Below are 18,888 nucleotides of genomic sequence, written 5' to 3'. Positions count from 1 at the left end.
TGATCATCCTTCATATAGAAATTTTATATCTTACTGCATGATTCATTCGTTTTCATTGGTACTGTCTCATTTATTTCGATGTTAAAATAATTCACGGCATTGTGATAACAAATATCTTTGACTATTTTTCCTATAAATTCGTAATCCCTTGGAAGCTCTCCATTTTCTATCCAAGTCCCAAATAAATTACATAAAATTCTTCTGAAATATTCATGGCGAGGGAACGATAAAAAGCTTCTGGAGTCTGTAAGCATACCTACGAAAGTGCTAAGCAAACCTATATTAGATAATGTTTTCATTTGATCTAGCATGCCGTCTTTTTGATCATTAAACCACCACCCGGATCCAAATTGAATTTTTGCTCTGGCATCAGAAGATTGAAAATTCCCTATAGTAGAGGCCACAATCGCATTATGAACGGGATTTAAATTATAGATAATGGTTTTAGGTAAAAGGTTATCTTTGTCTAAGGCATTCAAAAAACCATTTAAATGTCTTGCTAGGTGGAAGTCAGACATAGAGTCGTACCCACTATCTTTTCCCGTTAACTTGAACATTCGTGTGTTATTATTCCTTAAAGCACCTATGTGTAATTGCATGGTCCAATGAAGAGAATGATATTTTTTACTCAGGTGAAGAAGAGTGTTTGTTTTAAATTTATTGATATCCTCTTGGGATAGTGTTTTTCCTTGCAGCGCACGTACAAAGATAGAAGATACTTCTTGTTCAGTAGCTGGTGAAAATGGAAATATTTCAAAACCATGATCAGACATTCTGCATCCATTCGCGTGAAAATAATCAATTCGTGAATGTAATGAAGCGATAAAGTTTTCATATGTTAAAACAACGCCGTTGATTGACTCACCTAATTTTTCTATATAATTCACAAAATTTGATTGTTCAATATTTAAAGCTTGATCCGGTCTAAATGTAGGTAGGACCCTAGTAGTAATTCCTACATCTTTACGTATGATTTGATGAATTTCTAAAGTATCGATTGGATCATCAGTCGTACATACAACTTTTACATTAAATTTTTCTAAAATTCCATTTGTGGACATGTTCCTTTCATTTAATCTCTCATTACAGATATCCCAAACTTTATGTGCATTTTTTTCTGAGAACAACTCATTTACATTGAAATAACGACTTAATTCTAAATGTGACCAATGATAAAGAGGATTTCCTATTGTATATGGAACCGTTTGGGCCCAAGCTAAAAATTTTTCCTTGTCACTTGCATTCCCCGTGATCAATCTTTCTTCTACGCCAAACCACCGCATAGCCCTCCATTTATAGTGGTCTCCATTAAGCCAAATATCAGTCATATTTTCATATTTTTTGTTAGCAGCAATATCATCAGCCATTAAATGCGTATGAAAGTCATAGATTGGCATATTTTTCGCGTAATCATGATAAAGAACTTTTGAACTTTCGTGATTAAGCATCATATCTTCGCTTAGGAATGTAGACAATATAGTCACCTCTATACTTATGTTTAGAAAATCAATTAAATGAAATAAGGTGTTATTAACAAAAATAACACCTCACTTTTTTAGATCTTACTTAATTCAATCTCCGTATTTACATAGATTGCGTCTCGTTGTGCAATTAAGCATAGTTCTGCGGCTTTAAAAGTATGTTCTTGAGTCATAGCATTTTCAGTATCGTTTAAACAATCTAAAATAAGTTCACCAAAGTAAGGGAATCCTACTTCTCCATTTAAAGAAAAATGTTGCTCTGTCTGTTGATTTACTAAGTATAAATGGTCTCCTGTTTTATCCCTTGCTATGTCTACGTATTTGCGAATTTCAATATACCCATCTGTTCCAAGAATGAATGTACGCCCATCCCCCCAAGTGCTAAGGCCATCAGGAGTCAGCCAGTCTACTCTAAAATAGTTTGTAGCCCCATTATCCGCAATTAAAGTAGCATCGCCGAAGTCTTCCAATTCTGGATATTGGTGATGTTTGTAATTGCCCACTTTACTATGTACAACTTTTGCATCTTTTGCGCCAGAATAGTAAAGGAATTGTTCAATTTGGTGACTACCAATATCACATAGAATACCTCCATAATACTCCTTTTCAAAAAACCAGCTGGGTCTGCTTTCTACATTACTACGATGTGGGCCAGTCCCAAGAACTTGTACCACTTTTCCAATGGCTCCTTGTTCAATCAATTGACCAGCAAATACGGCACTCTCCACGTGCAAACGTTCACTATAATAAACAGCCCATTTAAGCCCCGTTTCAGCTGTTTTTTTACGAGCAAGCTCCAATTGTTCTAACGTTGTAAAAGGTGATTTATCCGTAAAGTAATGCTTACCATGATCTAAAACACGCAGCCCTAAATCACAGCGTTTAGATGTAATGGCTGCGCCTGCCACGAGCCTTACATCAGGATCTTCGAGAACTTCTTTCTCACTTTTGGCTGCCTGTACCTCCGGATATGCTTTACAAAATTCTTGTACTTTTTTCTGATCATGATCATACACCCATTTTAATGTAGCCCCAGCCTCAGTTAATCCATTGCACATTGCATAGATGTGTCCATGATCAAGACCTATAGCTGCTATTACGAATTGTCCTTCTGTAACAACAGGGGCACTTTTTCCCTTAGGAGCATAATTCATTCCATCACTTTTCTGCATGATTTGTTCCTCCTCTAGCTAGCTTCCAGTTTATTTTTAATAATTTATAACGTTAGACTCATAGTTTCTCGTAATTTCCTCCAACGGTTATCGTATCGTCTGAAAAATTTTCTACACTGCTTTGTTTTTCATAAAAATGCTTAACGTTCGCGAGCATGCCTTCACGTGTGTAAAAAGGATCGTCTGCTAAAAGAGGAAGCTTCACATGAACACCTTGGTTTGCAGATTTATAGATGGCTGTAATAAGTTCTAGTGTATTTCTTCCTTCTGTTCCATCAATTAAAAGCTTCTGGTTACCATTGATGGCCATTAAAAAATTATTTATTTGTCCTTTATGCCCTTCAAATAGCAATTCCGGATATTGATTAAAAGCTTCCTGAATACGATTTTCTAAATCCTCATCATTTTTCTCTTGAGGAAACCCATTTTCTTTAGCTATTTGAGCATTTACTTTCCATGGGACAGATACTCTAGCTTTTTCACCTTGAAAAATCAATTGTTGTTCTTCTCCATGATGAACAACAGAACTGGTTACTTGTGCTAAGCTGCCATTTCCATAGCGAAGTACAGCAATCGAAAGGTCTTCAACCTCTGCATTATCATGCAAGGTATTACTAGTTGCTGCAAAAATGTCAGTCGGCAATCCTAACATCCATTGCAACATATCAATATGATGGACAGCATGATTAAGTGTACAACCTCCACCTTCTTTTTCCCATGTACCGCGCCACCATAAATCATAGTAACTATGACCACGCCACCAAAAAGAATCAACTTGAGTATGAGCGATTTTTCCAATGAGGTTTTGATCAAGGACATGTTTTAATCTCATAATGGGCGTCATAAACCTGTTTTGAGCAACAACGGATAAAAGCTTTTGGCTTTCAATAGATGCTTTTATCATTTCGTCACATTCTTTTAGAGAAGAAGCCATAGGTTTTTCTACTAAGACATGTTTGCCTGCTTTAAGAAAATCGATGGCAATGGTTGCGTGCATATAAGGAGGTGTACAAATGGAAACGGCATCAATCGTAGGATCATTCAATAACTCTTGGTAGTTAGCGACAACTCGTGCTTCTAGGTTATATTTTGTTGCTGCAGACATTGCTTTTTCAGGATAAATATCAGCTAAAGCTACAATTTTACTGATTTCAGGCATTGCAAGATAAGCCTCGATATGGGCAGTTGCAATAGATCCAGTTCCTATAATTGCGATGTTGGTCATATCAATCTTTCCCTTCTGCAAGAAGATAAATTTTCACTTCTAATAATGAGATAGCGCTTTCAAAAAAACTGAATGATTCACCTAACTGATAGATCAGAGTACCGTTCGTTCTATTAATATTCTAGTTATACTAGTATGGTAGCTCAAAAACATTATAACTCAATCTTTTTGAATTTTGTATAGTTTTTTGAATTTTCTTTTTAATATCCCTCACTTTTATGATTGATCATGGCTTACATAGTTAGAATCATCAAGAGTTATAAATGCTCACAGGGTAATATTCAGAAAAATTAAATTAGTGTCTACCATTCTAATGCACTTGTATGGTAGTATGTTAGAGAAAGGAGATTAGAATAATGAATATTGATTTTAAAAACCAAAACCTCTCTACGAGGGAACAAGTTTACAATATGCTAAAAGATCAAATATTAAGCCTGAAGCTTCCACCTGGGACAAATATTTCTGAAAAAGAAATATCCATTCAATTTAATGTTAGTCGAACTCCTGTAAGAGAAAGCTTTTTAAAATTATCTCAAGAAGGATTATTAAGTATCTACCCTCAACGAGGTACATTTGTTTCTTTAATTGATTTGAACCTTGTGGAGGAAGCACGGTTTATGCGAGAACATCTCGAGAAGGCAGTGATTAGACTAGCCTGTCAGGAACCTTCTGAAGAGTTGATTAATGATTTAGATATGAATTTAAGTATGCAAAAAATTTGCGTTAAGAAAAAAGATTATAAAAAAATGTTTGAATTAGATGAGGAGTTTCATAGAACTATTTTCAAGCGGTGTAAAAAAGAAAAAACATGGTTAGTTATTCAACAGATGAATGTACACTTTAATAGGAGTCGCATGTTAAGGCTAGTAACAGATTATAATTGGGATAATATTTTTTCTCAACATGTAAATATCTTCAAAGCTATACAAGATCAAGATGCTGATAAAGCTGAAACAATCATGGAAGAGCATTTGAAAATTGCACTTGTTGATAAAGAATTATTGAAGAAAGAATATCCAAATTATTTTAAATAAAAATAGGTTGTTACTTATATTTTAGGGGTGATGGTAGATGAGGATGACATTTAGATGGTTTGGCGAAGGAAACGACACAATCACACTGGAACAAATAAAGCAGATTCCAGGAGTGGAAGGAATTGTTTGGGCACTGCATGATGTGCCCGCAGGAGAAGAGTGGCCACTAGAAAGAATTGTAGAAATGAAAAAATTAGCTGATAAACATAACCTTCATATTGAAGTGGTTGAAAGCGTGAATGTTCATGAAGACATTAAGCTCGGACTTCCAACTAGAGATCGATACATAGAAAATTATAAGAAAACAATTCAGAAGCTAGCAAAGGTCGGTGTTAAAGTCATATGTTATAACTTTATGCCTGTATTTGATTGGATCCGTACAGACTTAAATAAAACACTTCCTGATGGCTCTACAGCTCTATTTTATGAACATAGTCGAATTAAAGATATTGATCCGAAAGACTTAGTAAATAAAATTAGTGAGAACTCCAGTTTAACCATGCCAGGTTGGGAACCAGAGCGGTTAAATCACCTCCACCACCTTTTTGAAGCCTACAGAAATGTAACAGACGATGATTTATGGGACAACTTGAAATATTTTTTAGATCAGGTTATTCCAATTGCAGAACTTCATGATATTAAAATGGCTATTCATCCTGACGATCCACCTTGGCCTGTCTTTGGTCTACCGCGAATAGTAACTAACCAAAAAAACATCAGAAAAATTTTACAACTAAATAATAGCCCACATCATTGTATAACGCTCTGTACAGGATCTTTAGGAGCAAACTTAGAAAATGATTTAGTTTCTATGATTCACGAATTTATTGATAGAATCCCATTTACTCATATAAGAAATGTACGTGTATATGATAACGGGGACTTTGTTGAAACATCGCATCGATCAAAAGATGGATCAGTAGATGTTTCAGCTATTATACACGCTTATTATGAAAGCGGATTCAAAGGTTATTGTAGACCCGATCATGGAAGACACATATGGGATGAACAATGTAGGCCTGGATATGGTCTTTATGATAGAGCACTTGGAATTATGTATTTGTGGGGAGCTTGGGATGCTTTACAAAATAAACATTCTGTATGAAAAGAAGCAAAGGAGGAAGCTACATGGTAAACATACAAGAAAATAAAAATTTAGCTGGTAAAGTAGCTGTCATAACAGGAGGAAGTGGCGTACTTTGCAGCGCCATGGCAAAGGAACTTGCTAGACATGGCGTGTCTGTGGCCATTTTAAATAGAACAGTCGAAAAGGGTGAAAAGGTAGCCGAAGAAATTAACCTTATGGGCGGGAAAGCGATTGCGATTAAATGTGATGTTCTGAATAAAGAGAGTGTTGAACAAGCCGAGAAGATTGTAACAGAGGAATTAGGCAATTGTACAATATTGATCAATGGAGCTGGTGGTAACCACTCCAGTGCAAATACAACCAATGAAATATTTCAAACAGACGACCTTACTAATCCTAAGGTAAATACTTTTTTTCATTTAAGTACAGATAGTGTACAAAATGTATTTGATTTAAATTTTATGGGGACTTTTATTCCTACACAAATTTTCACTAAAAATATGGTTCATCGAAAGGGAGCAGTTGTCATCAACATGTCATCTATGAGTGCCCCTTCTCCAATGACCAAAGTGCCTGCTTATAGCGCGGCAAAAGCAGCAATTGAAAATTTCACCAAATGGTTAGCTGTTCATATGGCCGAGGCAGGAATTAGAGTAAATGCCATTGCACCGGGCTTCTTTTTAACCTCACAAAATAAAAACCTTCTCCTAACTGAAGAAGGAGATTATACAGAGAGGTCTCATAAGATTATTTCGAACACACCAATGAGAAGGTTTGGTACGCCAGAAGATCTTCTTGGTACCCTATTATGGCTTGTTGATGATCATATGTCAGCATTTGTTACCGGCGTGACCATTCCTGTTGATGGAGGTTTTATGGCGTATTCAGGTGTTTAATATTTTTATTTTTTTCCTTGTCATACATCTTTATTTTATATGTTTTTTTAAATTTATAAGTAGGCTTGGAAAGGAGAAATAAGAATGCAGACTGAGAACAGGAAACTAACACTCAAAAATTATATTGGTTATGGAACAATGGATTTATTTGGAGGGGGAGCATTCGCTATCATAGGCGCATGGATGTTATATTTTTTCATTACATACTGTGGTCTTACCCCTGTTGAAGCAGGATCTATTATTGCAATTGCTCGTATTATTGATGCGATAGCAAGCCCAATTATGGGCCATATCACTGACAATTTTGGTCGTACAAAACTTGGGAAAAAATTTGGACGACGCAGGTTCTTTTTACTAATTGGAAGCCCTTTGATGGTTATTTATTCTCTTCTTTGGATTTCTGATATGAATTACTGGTACTATTTAACGGTTTATATTTTGTTAGAATTCCTTGCAGCAATGGTATTAATTCCATTTGAAACACTTGGAGCTGAAATGACGAATGATTTTAATGCACGGACCAAGCTCTCAACAATAAGATTAATCTACTCAGGACTAGGAACATTTTTAGCTACCTTTATTCCAGGCAGATTATTCGAAATATTCGGAAAAGATTCACCTCAAGTTTTTCTTTACAATGGAATTATCTTCACCTTTATTTTTATGGCTGCATTATTAATTACACATAGAACAACATGGGAACGTAAAATAGAAGAAGACATGATAGAACCTGATGGTGTAGAAAAAGTACCTGCTATAGAATCCATAAAAAAAGTCATCATTGACTTAACATCTACTTTTAGAATTAGAAGTTTCCGCCAGCACCTCACGATGTATATTTGTTCGTTTACTGCCATGGATATTTTAAACGCTGTCTTTGTCTACTTTGTTGTGTTTTCTTTAAATAAAGATGCAGTGCTCGCAGCCGATTTATTATCTATTGGTTCATTACTTCAAATGGTATGTACCATATTGTTTGGTTGGCTCGTGATTAAAATAGGTCCTGCGCCATCTTTGAAAATATCTTATATTGCTATTATTACATGTATCAGCGGTTATATATTTTTATACTTCACACAACCAACTTATATGATTATAGCGCTGTATGCTTTCTCTTTTATCTTAGGCATCGGAAAGAGTGGGTTATATTATATACCATGGAATATTTACACTTTCATTCCTGATGTAGATGAAATGGTCACTCGTAAAAGAAGAGAAGGAATATTTGCAGGTATTATGACGTTTACACGCAAGAGTACTACAGCTTTAGCCACATTCTTGGTGGGAGTTATTTTACAGGAAAGTGGATTCGTTGCAAGTGCGACGACACAGTCTACGACAGCAATAAATGGGATTGTAGGTATTCTGTTTTTCGGAACTGTAGGGCTAGTCGGGATTAGTTTAGTTATTTCATTTAAATTTAAATTATCTAAGAAAACTCATTCCATTATGATTAATGAAATTAATAGGTTAAAGAATAATGGTTCAATGGAACAGGCTGATGATGAAACAAGAAGTGTTTTGAAAGCGCTAACAGGATGGGATTACGAGAAGCTTTGGGGTAATAATAACGTAGGATATCAGAATAAGCTCCAAAATTTTGAACAACAAGATTTTAAACAGCAGGATATGAACTAACTTTTGTTGTTAGTTGAGAACTTCCAGAATCACTTCAAAAAAAAACACCTTCAGATTGATATCAGAGGTGTTTTTAAATTTCTTAAATTTAGTGTTTTTTGATTTTAAAACCGAATCTCATCATCTCCATGGATTTGCAGCTTCAGCGGCTCACTTTGTGCCTGATGCTTTTTCACATAGCGATGGTAGACAACATATCCAATGATCATGAGCGGTACGCCGACATATAGCCCGATGCGCTGCTCTTGATCAAAGGCAAGGCTGACCAAAACGATGGTATTCAGTGTAATCGCAATGATTGGCAGCACCGGATAAAGAGGCGTTTTAAATTTTAAGTTTTCCAGTTTTCCGCCTGCTTTCAAATATTTTCTACGGAAAAGAAGCTGTGATAATGTAATCGTGATCCAGCCTGTCTGGGCACTCATTCCGGCAATGGACACGATCCAGGCAAATACCGTTTTCTCTGCAAAAAAACCGGATAACAGCGAAATCCCTGTAAACAGGAAAGTGAGCAGTAAGGCATTCATCGGTATGCCGCGCTGATTGACGCGTCTAAATGCTTTTCCTGCCATTCCTTCCTTCGATAAGGAATACAGCATTCTTGTCGATGCATACAAGCCAGAGTTTGCAACAGATAATAAAGCAATAATAATGACAAAGTTCATGATGTCTGCCGCAAAAGGAATGCCCGTTCTCTCAAACACAGTAACAAATGGACTTTGCAGCACACTGGCTTCCTTCCAAGGCACCATACCGGCTAAGACGAAAATAGATAAGACGAAAAAGACAAGTGTACGCCATACGGTTTGATGGATCGAACGGGGAACGGTTTTCTCAGGGTTTTCACTTTCTCCTGCCGCAATCCCGATCAGCTCTGTTCCCTGAAACGAAAAATTCACCGTAATCATCGTGACCACAACGGCCAGCAGACCATTTGGAAACAGCCCATCATTCACAAAATGGCTGAAGTAAGGGGCGGGTTCACCGCTCGTTGTATCAATAAACCCAAACATCGCCGCTCCGCCTACGCCAATAAAGAGTAAAATTGCAATAATTTTAATGGTAGAAAAGAAAAATTCCGACTCCCCGAACGCTTTTGCTGACCGGGCATTTAATAAGAAAAGACAGAGTCCGAATATGAGACACCAAATCCACACATCTACTTGCGGCAGCCAGCGCCTCATCAGCTGTCCTGCTGATAAGAACTCAAGGGCGACCGTTGCCGCCCAGCCGAGCCAATAAATCCAGCCGACAGCAAAACCCGCTGCCGGGCTGACAAATTTCGTCGCATACGTATGAAACGACCCCGACACAGGAAGTGCAACCGACAGCTCCCCAAGACACAGCATGGTTAAATACATGATCAATCCGCCCACAATATATGAAAGAACGGCTCCGACTGGCCCTGCTTGTCCAATCGTATAGCCCGTTCCTAAGAAAAAGCCTGTCCCAATGACACCGCCAAGTGAAATCATAAATAAATGGCGGGAGGTCATCGCCCTTTTCAATTGTTCAGGCTGATTTTGTCCAACATCCACAATGATGCCCTCCTTCTTCTAAGATGCTCTGTTTATCAAAACATGTCTCCATGTGATTCATTCCATTTTCAAAACAACCTACTAATTATACATCTTTTATAATAAATATGCTTCCTTCTATGGTCACTGTCTCAAAGTCTTTATTTTAGTAATGTTCGCACAAATAAACTGAATGACTTTTTAGGTTTGAAAGAAATGGGTTGCGGGCATAAAGTTGGTGAGATTCGCTCAAGCTAGTTTCAAATGCTTTACTTTTAGGTTGCTTCTCTGTAAGATCATATGTTGTAAATACCAACAAGAAAAGTGGGGAATAAAATGAAAAAAATGTTCTTTGCCATTATTTTAGGCGCTTGTGTTGCATTGATCACGGCATGTGGATCTGGTGCAAGCGACAACGCGAATAAACAATCTGGGTCTAAGGAATCAGGAGACCTTTGGAAATCCATTCAGGATAAAGGTGTATTAACCATCGGAACTGAGGGTACTTATGCTCCTTTCACTTTCCATGACAAAAAGACAGATAAATTAACTGGCTACGATGTAGAAGTCATCACTGAAGTAGCAAAACGCCTTGACTTAAAACCTGAATTCAAAGAAACACAATGGGACAGTATGTTTGCTGGACTGAATGCAAAACGTTTTGACGTGGTAGCGAACCAAGTTGGGAAAACTGGACGTGAAAATCAATACGATTTCTCTGATAAATACACGACATCTCAAGCTATTGTTGTGACAAAATCAGATAACAACGACATCAAGAAACTATCTGATGTTAAAGGCAAAAAAGCAGCACAATCGTTAACAAGTAACTACAACAAACTAGCAACAGATGCTGGTGCTAAGATCGAAGGCGTTGAAGGTCTTGCGCAATCCATTCAATTGATTCAGCAAGGACGTGCTGATCTGACGTTCAATGACAAATTGGCTGTATTGAATTACTTGAAAACAAGCGGTAACAAAAACCTAAAAGTTGCATTTGAAACAGGAGATCCTCAAGAAACTTATTTCGCATTCAGAAAAGGCAGCGGCGAAGTCGTTGACAAAGTGAATGGCGCATTAAAAGAAATGAAAAAAGACGGTACACTCGCTAAGATTTCTAAGAAATGGTTTGGTGAAGATGTTACAAAATAACATCCTAGGAGTCGTCATTCCTTGGGATCTTCTTCAGCAATCTTTTTGGCCAATGGTGATGCAGGGGATTTATTATACAATTCCCCTCGCCATCATTGCCTTTATTATTGGTATTTTTATCGCGCTTGTGACAGCTCTTGCGAGAATGTCTAAAATTAAAGCCCTCAGATGGATTTTCTCCATCTATGTGTCGGCCGTTCGCGGAACGCCGCTTTTTGTGCAATTGTTTATTATTTTCTATTTCTTTCCGACATTTAATATCACACTGGATCCATATCCAAGTGCCATTATTGCTTTTTCTTTAAACGTAGGTGCGTATGCGTCGGAAATTATCCGTGCATCCGTCCTGTCTGTTCCAAAAGGACAATGGGAAGCAGGTTATTCCATTGGGATGACACATCGCAAAACGCTCGTCCGCGTGATTTTACCGCAGGCTGTGCGTGTATCAATTCCACCGCTGTCTAATTCATTCATTAGCTTGGTGAAGGATACATCCCTTGCCTCCCAAATTCTCGTGGCAGAGATGTTCCGTAAATCACAGGAAATTGCTGCGGCGAACTTGGATCAGATCTTGTTTATTTATATGGAAGCAGCCCTCATCTATTGGGTATTCTGCTTTATTCTATCGCTCGTTCAGCATCAAATTGAAAAACGACTTGATCGATATGTCGCAAGGTAAGGAGGGAACGACATGCTAACAGTCAAAGGTCTCAAGAAATCCTTTGGTGAAAATGAGATTTTAAAGTCGATTGATTTTTCGATCAACAAAGGGCAGGTTGTGGCCATTCTTGGTCCATCTGGATCTGGGAAAACAACGATGCTTCGCTGTTTAAATGCACTTGAAATACCAAATGGCGGCTCCTTTACCTTCGATGATTTCTCGATTGATTTTTCGAAAAAAAATAAATCAGCTGATCTGCTAAAGCTACGCCGGAAATCAGGAATGGTATTTCAGGATTATCACCTGTTTCCTCACCGTACAGTGCTTGAAAATGTCATGGAAGGTCCTGTCCAGGTGCAGCGCCGTCCAAAGGAAATGGCTCGAAAAGAAGCCATTCAGCTCTTGCAAAAGGTCGGTCTTGAGGATAAAAAAGACCTGTATCCATTTCAGCTCTCAGGCGGTCAAAAGCAGCGTGTCGGGATTGCCCGTGCACTTGCCATTCAGCCAGAGCTTATGCTTTTTGATGAACCAACCTCTGCGCTTGACCCTGAGCTTGTCGGGGAAGTTTTAAAGGTCATGAAGGATCTAGCGAAGGAAGGCTGGACCATGGCGGTTGTCACACATGAAATCAAGTTTGCCCAAGAAGTAGCAGACGAAGTGATTTTTATTGATGGCGGCGTCATTGTCGAACAAGGTCCTCCGGAAGAAATCTTCAAACGACCAAAGGAAGAACGAACAAAACAATTCTTAAACCGGATTTTGAATCCAGTATGATGAAAAAAGGCTGTTCTCACGTGGTGAGGACAGCCTTTTTTTATATCTCTTTTTGCAGGCGAAGCGCCAGTAAATCTTGCAGGAGCAGCCTTGCTCCCTCTGGACTGATGACCACACCACCAGATAGCACCTTATTGGAACACGTCACTTGCCCTGTTACGATACAAGGTTTGTCCTGCCAATACGGCTTCATCACTATTTGATCTTCTTCTCGATAAATCTCCATAAAATCTTGCGGATGAATGTTCAACCGTTTTCTCATCTCTGTCGGAAGAACAATTCTCCCAAATTTATCTATATATTTAACATAATCGTTATTTAACAAATTGCCCCCTCCTGCATCACTAGATATGATATAGACAATTCCCTCTATATGAAGGGATTAAGCGATCAAATCGGTTAATCTGCAGGCTGTTCCAGTGACTAAATACGCTTCCCATATATGATATATCTGTTTGGTGCAGGACCAATATAGGAAAAAGGGGAACATGTGGTGAGGATAAGTTCTTCCTTTTCCTGTTGTAACGTAATAATTGTTTGATCATCTTTCTTCACTATCTTTGTTTTCTCGATTTCATAGACAAAACGTCCATATGAAAGCTCAATAATCAGTTGATCTCCCTTCACAAGTTCTCCTGTTCGTCTAAACACCGTATCACGGTGCCCTGATAGAACGATTTGTCCGTGCTCGTTTGGAAAATAACTCTCGTGAAAGTGACCAACGCCTTTTGCTAAATCATCTGCATCTGTTCCTTCTACAATCGGTAACTCAGCTTTTAGCTTTGGGATGTGCAAAAGCCCAATCGCTTCACCAGTCTGCGGCGCAAAAGGGGAATCTGTTTTCCCCTTTTGCTGAATGGCTGCTTGTGCAGACTGAAATGAATGATCTACTTCTTTTTGTCCATCAACGATATTCAAATATCCTACAATCGCAAGACACAGCCCTGCTATGATTAATATCGCTGAGATGAATTTTTGAAACATGACCGGTTATCCGTTTCTTTTTCTTCTGTTCCAGACGATAAGAGCTGCACCTATTAATACGAGTGCAAAACCTGCTAGTAAAAGGTTGTACATCGCAGTTGCAGTATTCGGAAGATGATGACCAGGTGTCTCCGTTTCTGAACTAGAAGGCGTATCTGAATTAGTAGGCGTATCTGGATTTGCTGGCACCTCTGGCTTATGCGGTGGTTCTACAGTTGTTGAGTTTTCAGGGTTGTCTGGATCGTCTACATTCTCACCACTTACGACTGCGATATTTTGAATGGTTTTCCCTTCAGATCCTTTGGCAACCTTCGCCTCAAATGTGACTGTATGCCAGTCCGTATCTTTGATATCGCCAAATTGACCGGTTACTGTGCCTTTTGTGTAGTCTCCATTGTCATCATCTTTTGCATCTGTGGCCGCTTGTCCATCTACTTTTAACGAACCTTCGACATATTGAAGACCTTCTGGCAGTTTATCTGCGATGACTAGATCTTTGATGACACTGTCTTCTACACTATTTTTTGTTTTGATGGTGTAAAGGAGCGTGTCGCCTGCCTGTACTTGTTTTTCATCTGTATTGCCTTTTGCTTTTTGAGAGATCTCAGATGTTTTTTCTGATTCAAGCTTTGGATCTCTTGGATCAATTTTTGTTTCGGTTGATGGCTCTTCTGGCGGCGTGTTTTCGCCTGTTACTTTCGCTGTGTTTTGAATGCTTTTACCTGATTGGCCTTTTGCGACTTTCGCTTCAAAGGTCACTGTATGCCAGTCCGTATCTTTGATATCGCCAAATTGACCGGTTACTGTGCCTTTTGTGTAGTCTCCGTTATCGTCATCTTTTGCATCTGTCGCGGCTTGTCCATCTACTTTTAGTGAACCTTCGACATATTGAAGACCTTCTGGCAGTTTATCTGCGATGACTAGATCTTTGATGACACTGTCTTCTACACTATTTTTTGTTTTGATGGTGTAAAGGAGCGTGTCGCCTGCCTGTACTTGTTTTTCATCTGTATTGCCTTTTGCTTTTTGAGAGATCTCAGATGTTTTTTCTGATTCAAGCTTTGGATCTCTTGGATCAATTTTTGTTTCTGTTGATGGCTCTTCTGGCGGCGTGTTTTCGCCTGTTACTTTTGCTGTGTTTTGAATGCTTTTACCTGATTGGCCTTTTGCGACTTTCGCTTCAAAGGTCACTGTATGCCAGTCCGTATCTTTGATATCGCCAAATTGACCGGTTACTGTGCCTTTTGTATAGTCTCCGTTATCGTCATCTTTTGCATCTGTTGCGGCTTGTCCATCTACTTTTAGTGAACCTTCGACATATTGAAGACCTTCTGGCAATTCATCGGAAATCACGAGATTGTTGACGATGCTGTCTTCTTCAAGATTCTTTGTTTTGATCGTATAAAGAAGGGTATCGCCTACCTGTGGTGTCTTTTTATCTGTGTTGCCCTCTGCCTTTTTCTGAATGCCCGCTGATTTTTCTGATGTTAGTTTTGGGTCACGAGGGTAAATTTTTGTTTCTGTTGATGGCTCTTCTGGCGGTGTGTTTTCGCCTGTGACGCTAGCTGTGTTTTGAATGTCTTGACCAGCCTGTCCCTTTTCAACTGTTACTTCAAACGTCACGTTGTGCCAGTCCGTATCCTTCACATCACCAAAAGATCCTGTAACCTTTCCATCTGTGTAGTCTCCGCTATCATCGTCTTTTACGTCCGTGACGGATTCTCCATCAACTTGCAGGGATCCAGTGACATACTTCAGTCCTTTTGGTAATTGATCTGAAATGACTAAATCTTTAATCAAACTGTCTTCTTTCGTATTCTTTGTTTTAATCGTATAAAGAAGGGTATCGCCTACTTCTGGATGTTTCTCATCTTTGTTACCTTCTGCTTTTTTCTGCAAGACCGCTGATTTTTCTGATTCAAGCTTTGGATCTCGCGGATAGATTTCTGTTTTTGTTGTCGGTTTCTCTGGTGGTGTGTTGCCCCCTGTGACATTGGCTGTATTTTGAATGTCTTTGCCTGATTGTCCTTTTTCAACCGTCACTTCAAACGTCACCGTATGCCAATCTGTATCCTTAATGTCGCCAAATTGTCCTGAAATGGCTCCGTTTGTAAAGTCTCCGTTATCGTCATCCTTTGCGTCTGTGACTGTATCTCCATCCACCTGTAGTGAATTCGGTACATATGCCAAGCCTTCCGGCAGTTCATCTGAGATCACTAAGTTTTCAACGAGACTGTCTTCTTTCGTATTCTTTGTTTTAATTGTATAAAGAAGAGTGTCACCAACCTCTGGATGCTTCTCATCTGTGTTACCTTCTGCTTTTTTCTGTAAGACGGCTGATTTTTCTGACGTTAGCTTCGGGTCACGAGGATAGATTTCTGTTTTTGTTGTCGGTTTCTCTGGTGGTGTGTTACCGCCTGTGACACTCGCTGTATTTTGAATGTCTTTGCCTGCCTGACCTTTGTTAACCGTCACTTCGAACGTCACTGTATGCCACTTCGCATCTTTCACTTCTCCGAACGTTCCAGTAACAGTTCCATCTGTTATATCGCCGTTGTCATCATCTTTTGTATCCGTGACTGGATTTCCATCTACCTGAAGTGAATTTGGTACATATGATAACCCTTGAGGTAATTTATCAGAAATGACAAGATCTTCAATGAAGCTATCTTCAACAGCATTACGGGCTTGGATGGTATAAAGCAATGTGTCGCCTACTTCTGGATGCTTCTCATCTGTGTTGCCCTCTGCTTTTTTCTGCAAGACCGCCGATTTTTCTGATTCAAGCTTTGGATCTCGAGGATAGATTTCTATATCTGTTGTTGGATTGCCTGGTGGTGTGTTCTCCCCTTTTACATTGGCAGTATTTTTAATATCCTTGCCTGCCTGACCTTTTCCTACTGTCGCTTCAAATGTCACAGTGTGCCAATCGGTATCTTTCACGTCACCTACTTGTCCTGCAACAGTGCCGTTTGTATAATCACCTTTGTCTTGATCTTTTGCATCTGTGACACTGGCACCATCTACCTTAAGTGAGCCTGCAACATAGCTTAAACTGCTTGGAAGCTGATCTGAAATGATTAGATTTTTAAGAATGCCGTATTGTACTGTATTTTTGGCTCTAATTGTATAAAGAAGGGTATCGCCTACTTCTGGATGCTTCTCATCTGTGTTGCCCTCTGCTTTTTTCTGTAAGATAACTGATTTTTCTGATTCAAGCTCTGGTGGATATGGATCAAATTCTGGTTTTACACGTGAAGCTAGGTCGTAAGATAATGTATCACCTACAGTGCCCATATATGTTGTACTTAATGTTTTCGCATCAAGTGTAAAAAGAGTGGAATGACCAATGGATTCATTTAATCCTGACTGTAATAGCATTTGTCCATTTGGCAAAAAGCTAATTCCCCGAACGCCTCCGTCAATCGTTTTACCATCCGCATTTTTAATTGGAATGACACGAATGACCTCTGCTGTATCAGGGTTCATTTGTGCAATGGCACCACTGCCATTGGATGCGAACCAAAGATAACCGTCCTTATCAACGACAAGGTCTCCGCCAACGCCAGACCCAATCTCATAGCCTACGATTTTTTTGGCCGTTTTTTTACCCGTAACTAAATCGTACGTTCCAAGGAAATACTCACCATTAGAAGCATAAGAATATATATATTTATCTTGATACACAACGGCATTAGTAGCACCTTCAGGTAATGAGGTTACGCTCTCTGCTTGCCCTGAGGTCGCATTTATTTTATATAGTATAGGGCTAGCGGTATTTGAAGTTGCATTTGCAGTTGCATATACAACATTTTCTCGATCACTTACAGCTACACCATTCACTGCACCTACAGCGATTCCTTTCACCTGTACACTAGCTTTTACGTTTGTTGGGTTATTTCCATCAAGCTGCTGAAGAACCAGCGGTCTACTCCCAATAATATAAGAATCCGTATTGTTCACAACAACCGTCCCAGCGGCGTTTGTAACAGCTGGTGAGACCGTTAATAAATTTCCAATAATCAGCACCAAAATAAGAAATAACTGACTTGTTCTTTTCAATATATTCATTTTTTGACCTCCCCTTTTTCTTGCTTTATATCGTAATGGTATGTACCAGTTCACCTCCCACACTTTGGTAAAGAATATCAGTAACATTTCAAAAGTAACAACATGACTAAATGACTAATTTCGACAAAAATAGACCTTTAGTAACAGGTGCCTCTCAACGTTTGATTTGCATATGTTTTTTCCAATAAAATGATCTTTTTTTATCGTAAACCTCCGTATTTTCCAACAGGTCTAATGGCACAGTTTACATACAATCTCTTCTATCTAAAGATAATTATTCTTTAATTGGTTTAGATTATTTTTTTGTCAAAATATATTGAATTTTTTTCTTTTTCTTTTAAAAGGAGGGAATTAATGGCTTGGTTTGGTAAAAAAAACAATTCGAAAGTCTTGCTGTTTGTTTTGATGTTTTGAACCTTTACAAATCAAAAAAATTCTTTTTGGAGTAAGCGATTACAATTGAGCAAAGCCATTTAAAGGGGTGTGAGAGTATGTTACGATGGAAATCGAGTGTTTAAGAAAGAAGGGAATGCTTTTGAAGCGGGAACATCTTTTACGGTGGTTTTTTTATTTTGTTGGGTTGATCGTACTAGCTTTTGGACTATCGCTGACAGTGAAAGGGAAGATTCTTGGGATTGGTCCTTGGGACGCTTTCCACTACGGGCTGTTTCAGCATTTTGGACTCACAATTGGGCAATGGTCCATTATTATTGGTGCACTCATTGTGACACTGACTTCTGTTTTTACGAAATCATTTCCAAAGATCGGCGCTTTACTTAATATGGTGCTGATTGGCGTGTTTATTGATTTCTTTAATGCGATATTACCTGCGCCACATGGGTATTTACCGGCTTTATATGTATTTATTACGGGTGTTGTAGTTTCTGGATACGGCGTTGGCATTTATGTCTCAGCCAATCTTGGTGCTGGGCCACGGGACTCATTAATGCTGCTCATCTCAGCGAAAACAGGGCTGAACGTTCAGTGGGTTCGAAATGGCATTGAGTTAACAGTGCTTTTGTTTGCATGGATGCTCGGTGGACCGATCGGCATTGGAACGATTTTGACTGCGATCTTCACAGGTCTTGTCCTGCGTTTCTCCTTGCCGCAATCGACACGGCTCCTGCAGCTGCTCATTACAAAAACAGCAGAGAAACCTGTTCAAACCCTTACAAGATGAAAGTAACCCATTCTTA

General features: G+C 38.8%; 15 protein-coding genes. 8 read left to right on the top strand and 7 right to left on the bottom strand.

All coding sequences use genetic code 11. The features are described 5' to 3' along the window. Positions 1 to 23 precede the first annotated feature (23 nt). The 3 genes from uxaC to QR42_RS02065 all read right to left on the bottom strand — a co-directional run bounded on the left by uxaC (position 24) and on the right by QR42_RS02065 (position 3,878). On the bottom strand, positions 24 to 1,475 hold the full coding sequence (gene uxaC, locus QR42_RS02075) for a glucuronate isomerase (protein WP_052196512.1): 1,452 nt from the start codon (positions 1,473 to 1,475) through the stop codon (positions 24 to 26). 80 nt (positions 1,476 to 1,555) lie between these two features. Further along, positions 1,556 to 2,653 (bottom strand): Gfo/Idh/MocA family protein, encoded by a 1,098-nt coding sequence (locus tag QR42_RS02070; protein ID WP_039176497.1) that lies wholly within the window; start codon positions 2,651 to 2,653, stop codon positions 1,556 to 1,558. A 58-nt stretch (positions 2,654 to 2,711) separates the two neighbouring features. Then, positions 2,712 to 3,878, bottom strand: a complete 1,167-nt coding sequence (locus tag QR42_RS02065) for a Gfo/Idh/MocA family protein (RefSeq protein ID WP_039176489.1) — start codon at positions 3,876 to 3,878, stop codon at positions 2,712 to 2,714. Between the two features lie 356 nt (positions 3,879 to 4,234). On the opposite strand from QR42_RS02065, the gene QR42_RS02060 reads away from it, so the two are divergent. From QR42_RS02060 to QR42_RS02045, 4 genes are all read left to right on the top strand, one after another. Further along, complete coding sequence (locus tag QR42_RS02060; RefSeq protein WP_039176486.1) at positions 4,235 to 4,912, top strand: GntR family transcriptional regulator; 678 nt, start codon at positions 4,235 to 4,237, stop codon at positions 4,910 to 4,912. A gap of 37 nt (positions 4,913 to 4,949) precedes the next feature. Continuing rightward, positions 4,950 to 6,017 (top strand): mannonate dehydratase, encoded by a 1,068-nt coding sequence (uxuA, locus tag QR42_RS02055; RefSeq protein WP_039176484.1) that lies wholly within the window; start codon positions 4,950 to 4,952, stop codon positions 6,015 to 6,017. 23 nt (positions 6,018 to 6,040) lie between these two features. Continuing rightward, entirely contained in the window at positions 6,041 to 6,895 is an 855-nt protein-coding gene (locus tag QR42_RS02050) for an SDR family oxidoreductase (protein WP_039176481.1), read from the top strand. Between the two features lie 84 nt (positions 6,896 to 6,979). Further along, a complete protein-coding gene (locus tag QR42_RS02045) occupies positions 6,980 to 8,533 on the top strand; it encodes an MFS transporter (RefSeq protein WP_039176478.1) in 1,554 nt (517 codons plus the stop codon). A 104-nt stretch (positions 8,534 to 8,637) separates the two neighbouring features. On the opposite strand, the gene QR42_RS02040 is transcribed toward QR42_RS02045, so the two are convergent. After that, on the bottom strand, positions 8,638 to 10,071 hold the full coding sequence (locus QR42_RS02040) for an amino acid permease (protein ID WP_039176475.1): 1,434 nt from the start codon (positions 10,069 to 10,071) through the stop codon (positions 8,638 to 8,640). A gap of 315 nt (positions 10,072 to 10,386) precedes the next feature. On the opposite strand from QR42_RS02040, the gene tcyA reads away from it, so the two are divergent. The 3 genes from tcyA to QR42_RS02025 are packed head-to-tail and all read left to right on the top strand — an operon-like array spanning position 10,387 to position 12,637. Beyond that, complete coding sequence (gene tcyA / locus QR42_RS02035; RefSeq protein ID WP_039176473.1) at positions 10,387 to 11,202, top strand: cystine ABC transporter substrate-binding lipoprotein TcyA; 816 nt, start codon at positions 10,387 to 10,389, stop codon at positions 11,200 to 11,202. Then, positions 11,189 to 11,881, top strand: coding sequence for an amino acid ABC transporter permease (locus QR42_RS02030; RefSeq protein WP_024424286.1), 693 nt, complete (start codon positions 11,189 to 11,191; stop codon positions 11,879 to 11,881). The genes tcyA and QR42_RS02030 overlap by 14 nt, the downstream gene beginning before the upstream one ends. A 12-nt stretch (positions 11,882 to 11,893) precedes the next feature. After that, positions 11,894 to 12,637 carry an amino acid ABC transporter ATP-binding protein gene (locus QR42_RS02025; protein ID WP_039176468.1) on the top strand — a complete coding sequence of 248 codons (744 nt, stop codon included), beginning with the start codon at positions 11,894 to 11,896 and terminating at the stop codon, positions 12,635 to 12,637. A 40-nt stretch (positions 12,638 to 12,677) separates the two neighbouring features. Here QR42_RS02025 and QR42_RS02020 read toward each other — a convergent pair whose 3' ends face one another. The 3 genes from QR42_RS02020 to QR42_RS02010 all read right to left on the bottom strand — a co-directional run bounded on the left by QR42_RS02020 (position 12,678) and on the right by QR42_RS02010 (position 17,692). Then, positions 12,678 to 12,962, bottom strand: coding sequence for an AbrB/MazE/SpoVT family DNA-binding domain-containing protein (locus QR42_RS02020; protein WP_039176465.1), 285 nt, complete (start codon positions 12,960 to 12,962; stop codon positions 12,678 to 12,680). Between the two features lie 98 nt (positions 12,963 to 13,060). Then, positions 13,061 to 13,621, bottom strand: coding sequence for a class D sortase (locus QR42_RS02015; protein WP_039176464.1), 561 nt, complete (start codon positions 13,619 to 13,621; stop codon positions 13,061 to 13,063). 6 nt (positions 13,622 to 13,627) lie between these two features. After that, positions 13,628 to 17,692 (bottom strand): isopeptide-forming domain-containing fimbrial protein, encoded by a 4,065-nt coding sequence (locus QR42_RS02010; RefSeq protein ID WP_039176461.1) that lies wholly within the window; start codon positions 17,690 to 17,692, stop codon positions 13,628 to 13,630. 535 nt (positions 17,693 to 18,227) lie between these two features. Here QR42_RS02010 and QR42_RS02005 point away from each other — a divergent pair. After that, positions 18,228 to 18,872, top strand: coding sequence for a YczE/YyaS/YitT family protein (locus QR42_RS02005; protein WP_039182975.1), 645 nt, complete (start codon positions 18,228 to 18,230; stop codon positions 18,870 to 18,872). The last annotated feature ends 16 nt before the right edge of the window (positions 18,873 to 18,888 follow it).

Source organism: Bacillus sp. WP8, from assembly GCF_000800825.1.
GTDB classification, from domain to species: domain Bacteria; phylum Bacillota; class Bacilli; order Bacillales; family Bacillaceae; genus Bacillus; species Bacillus safensis.
Note: the sequence above shows the minus strand (reverse complement) of the source record. Positions and strands in the feature narration are given on the sequence as shown.

Coding starts and splice junctions, on each gene's coding strand:
- QR42_RS02070 (WP_039176497.1), bottom strand. CDS start 2,653: ATGCAGAAAAGTGATGGAATGAATTATGCTCCTAAGGGAAAAAGTGCC.
- QR42_RS02065 (WP_039176489.1), bottom strand. CDS start 3,878: ATGACCAACATCGCAATTATAGGAACTGGATCTATTGCAACTGCCCAT.
- QR42_RS02060 (WP_039176486.1), top strand. CDS start 4,235: ATGAATATTGATTTTAAAAACCAAAACCTCTCTACGAGGGAACAAGTT.
- uxuA (WP_039176484.1), top strand. CDS start 4,950: ATGAGGATGACATTTAGATGGTTTGGCGAAGGAAACGACACAATCACA.
- QR42_RS02050 (WP_039176481.1), top strand. CDS start 6,041: ATGGTAAACATACAAGAAAATAAAAATTTAGCTGGTAAAGTAGCTGTC.
- QR42_RS02045 (WP_039176478.1), top strand. CDS start 6,980: ATGCAGACTGAGAACAGGAAACTAACACTCAAAAATTATATTGGTTAT.
- tcyA (WP_039176473.1), top strand. CDS start 10,387: ATGAAAAAAATGTTCTTTGCCATTATTTTAGGCGCTTGTGTTGCATTG.
- QR42_RS02030 (WP_024424286.1), top strand. CDS start 11,189: ATGTTACAAAATAACATCCTAGGAGTCGTCATTCCTTGGGATCTTCTT.
- QR42_RS02025 (WP_039176468.1), top strand. CDS start 11,894: ATGCTAACAGTCAAAGGTCTCAAGAAATCCTTTGGTGAAAATGAGATT.
- QR42_RS02015 (WP_039176464.1), bottom strand. CDS start 13,621: ATGTTTCAAAAATTCATCTCAGCGATATTAATCATAGCAGGGCTGTGT.
- QR42_RS02010 (WP_039176461.1), bottom strand. CDS start 17,692: ATGAATATATTGAAAAGAACAAGTCAGTTATTTCTTATTTTGGTGCTG.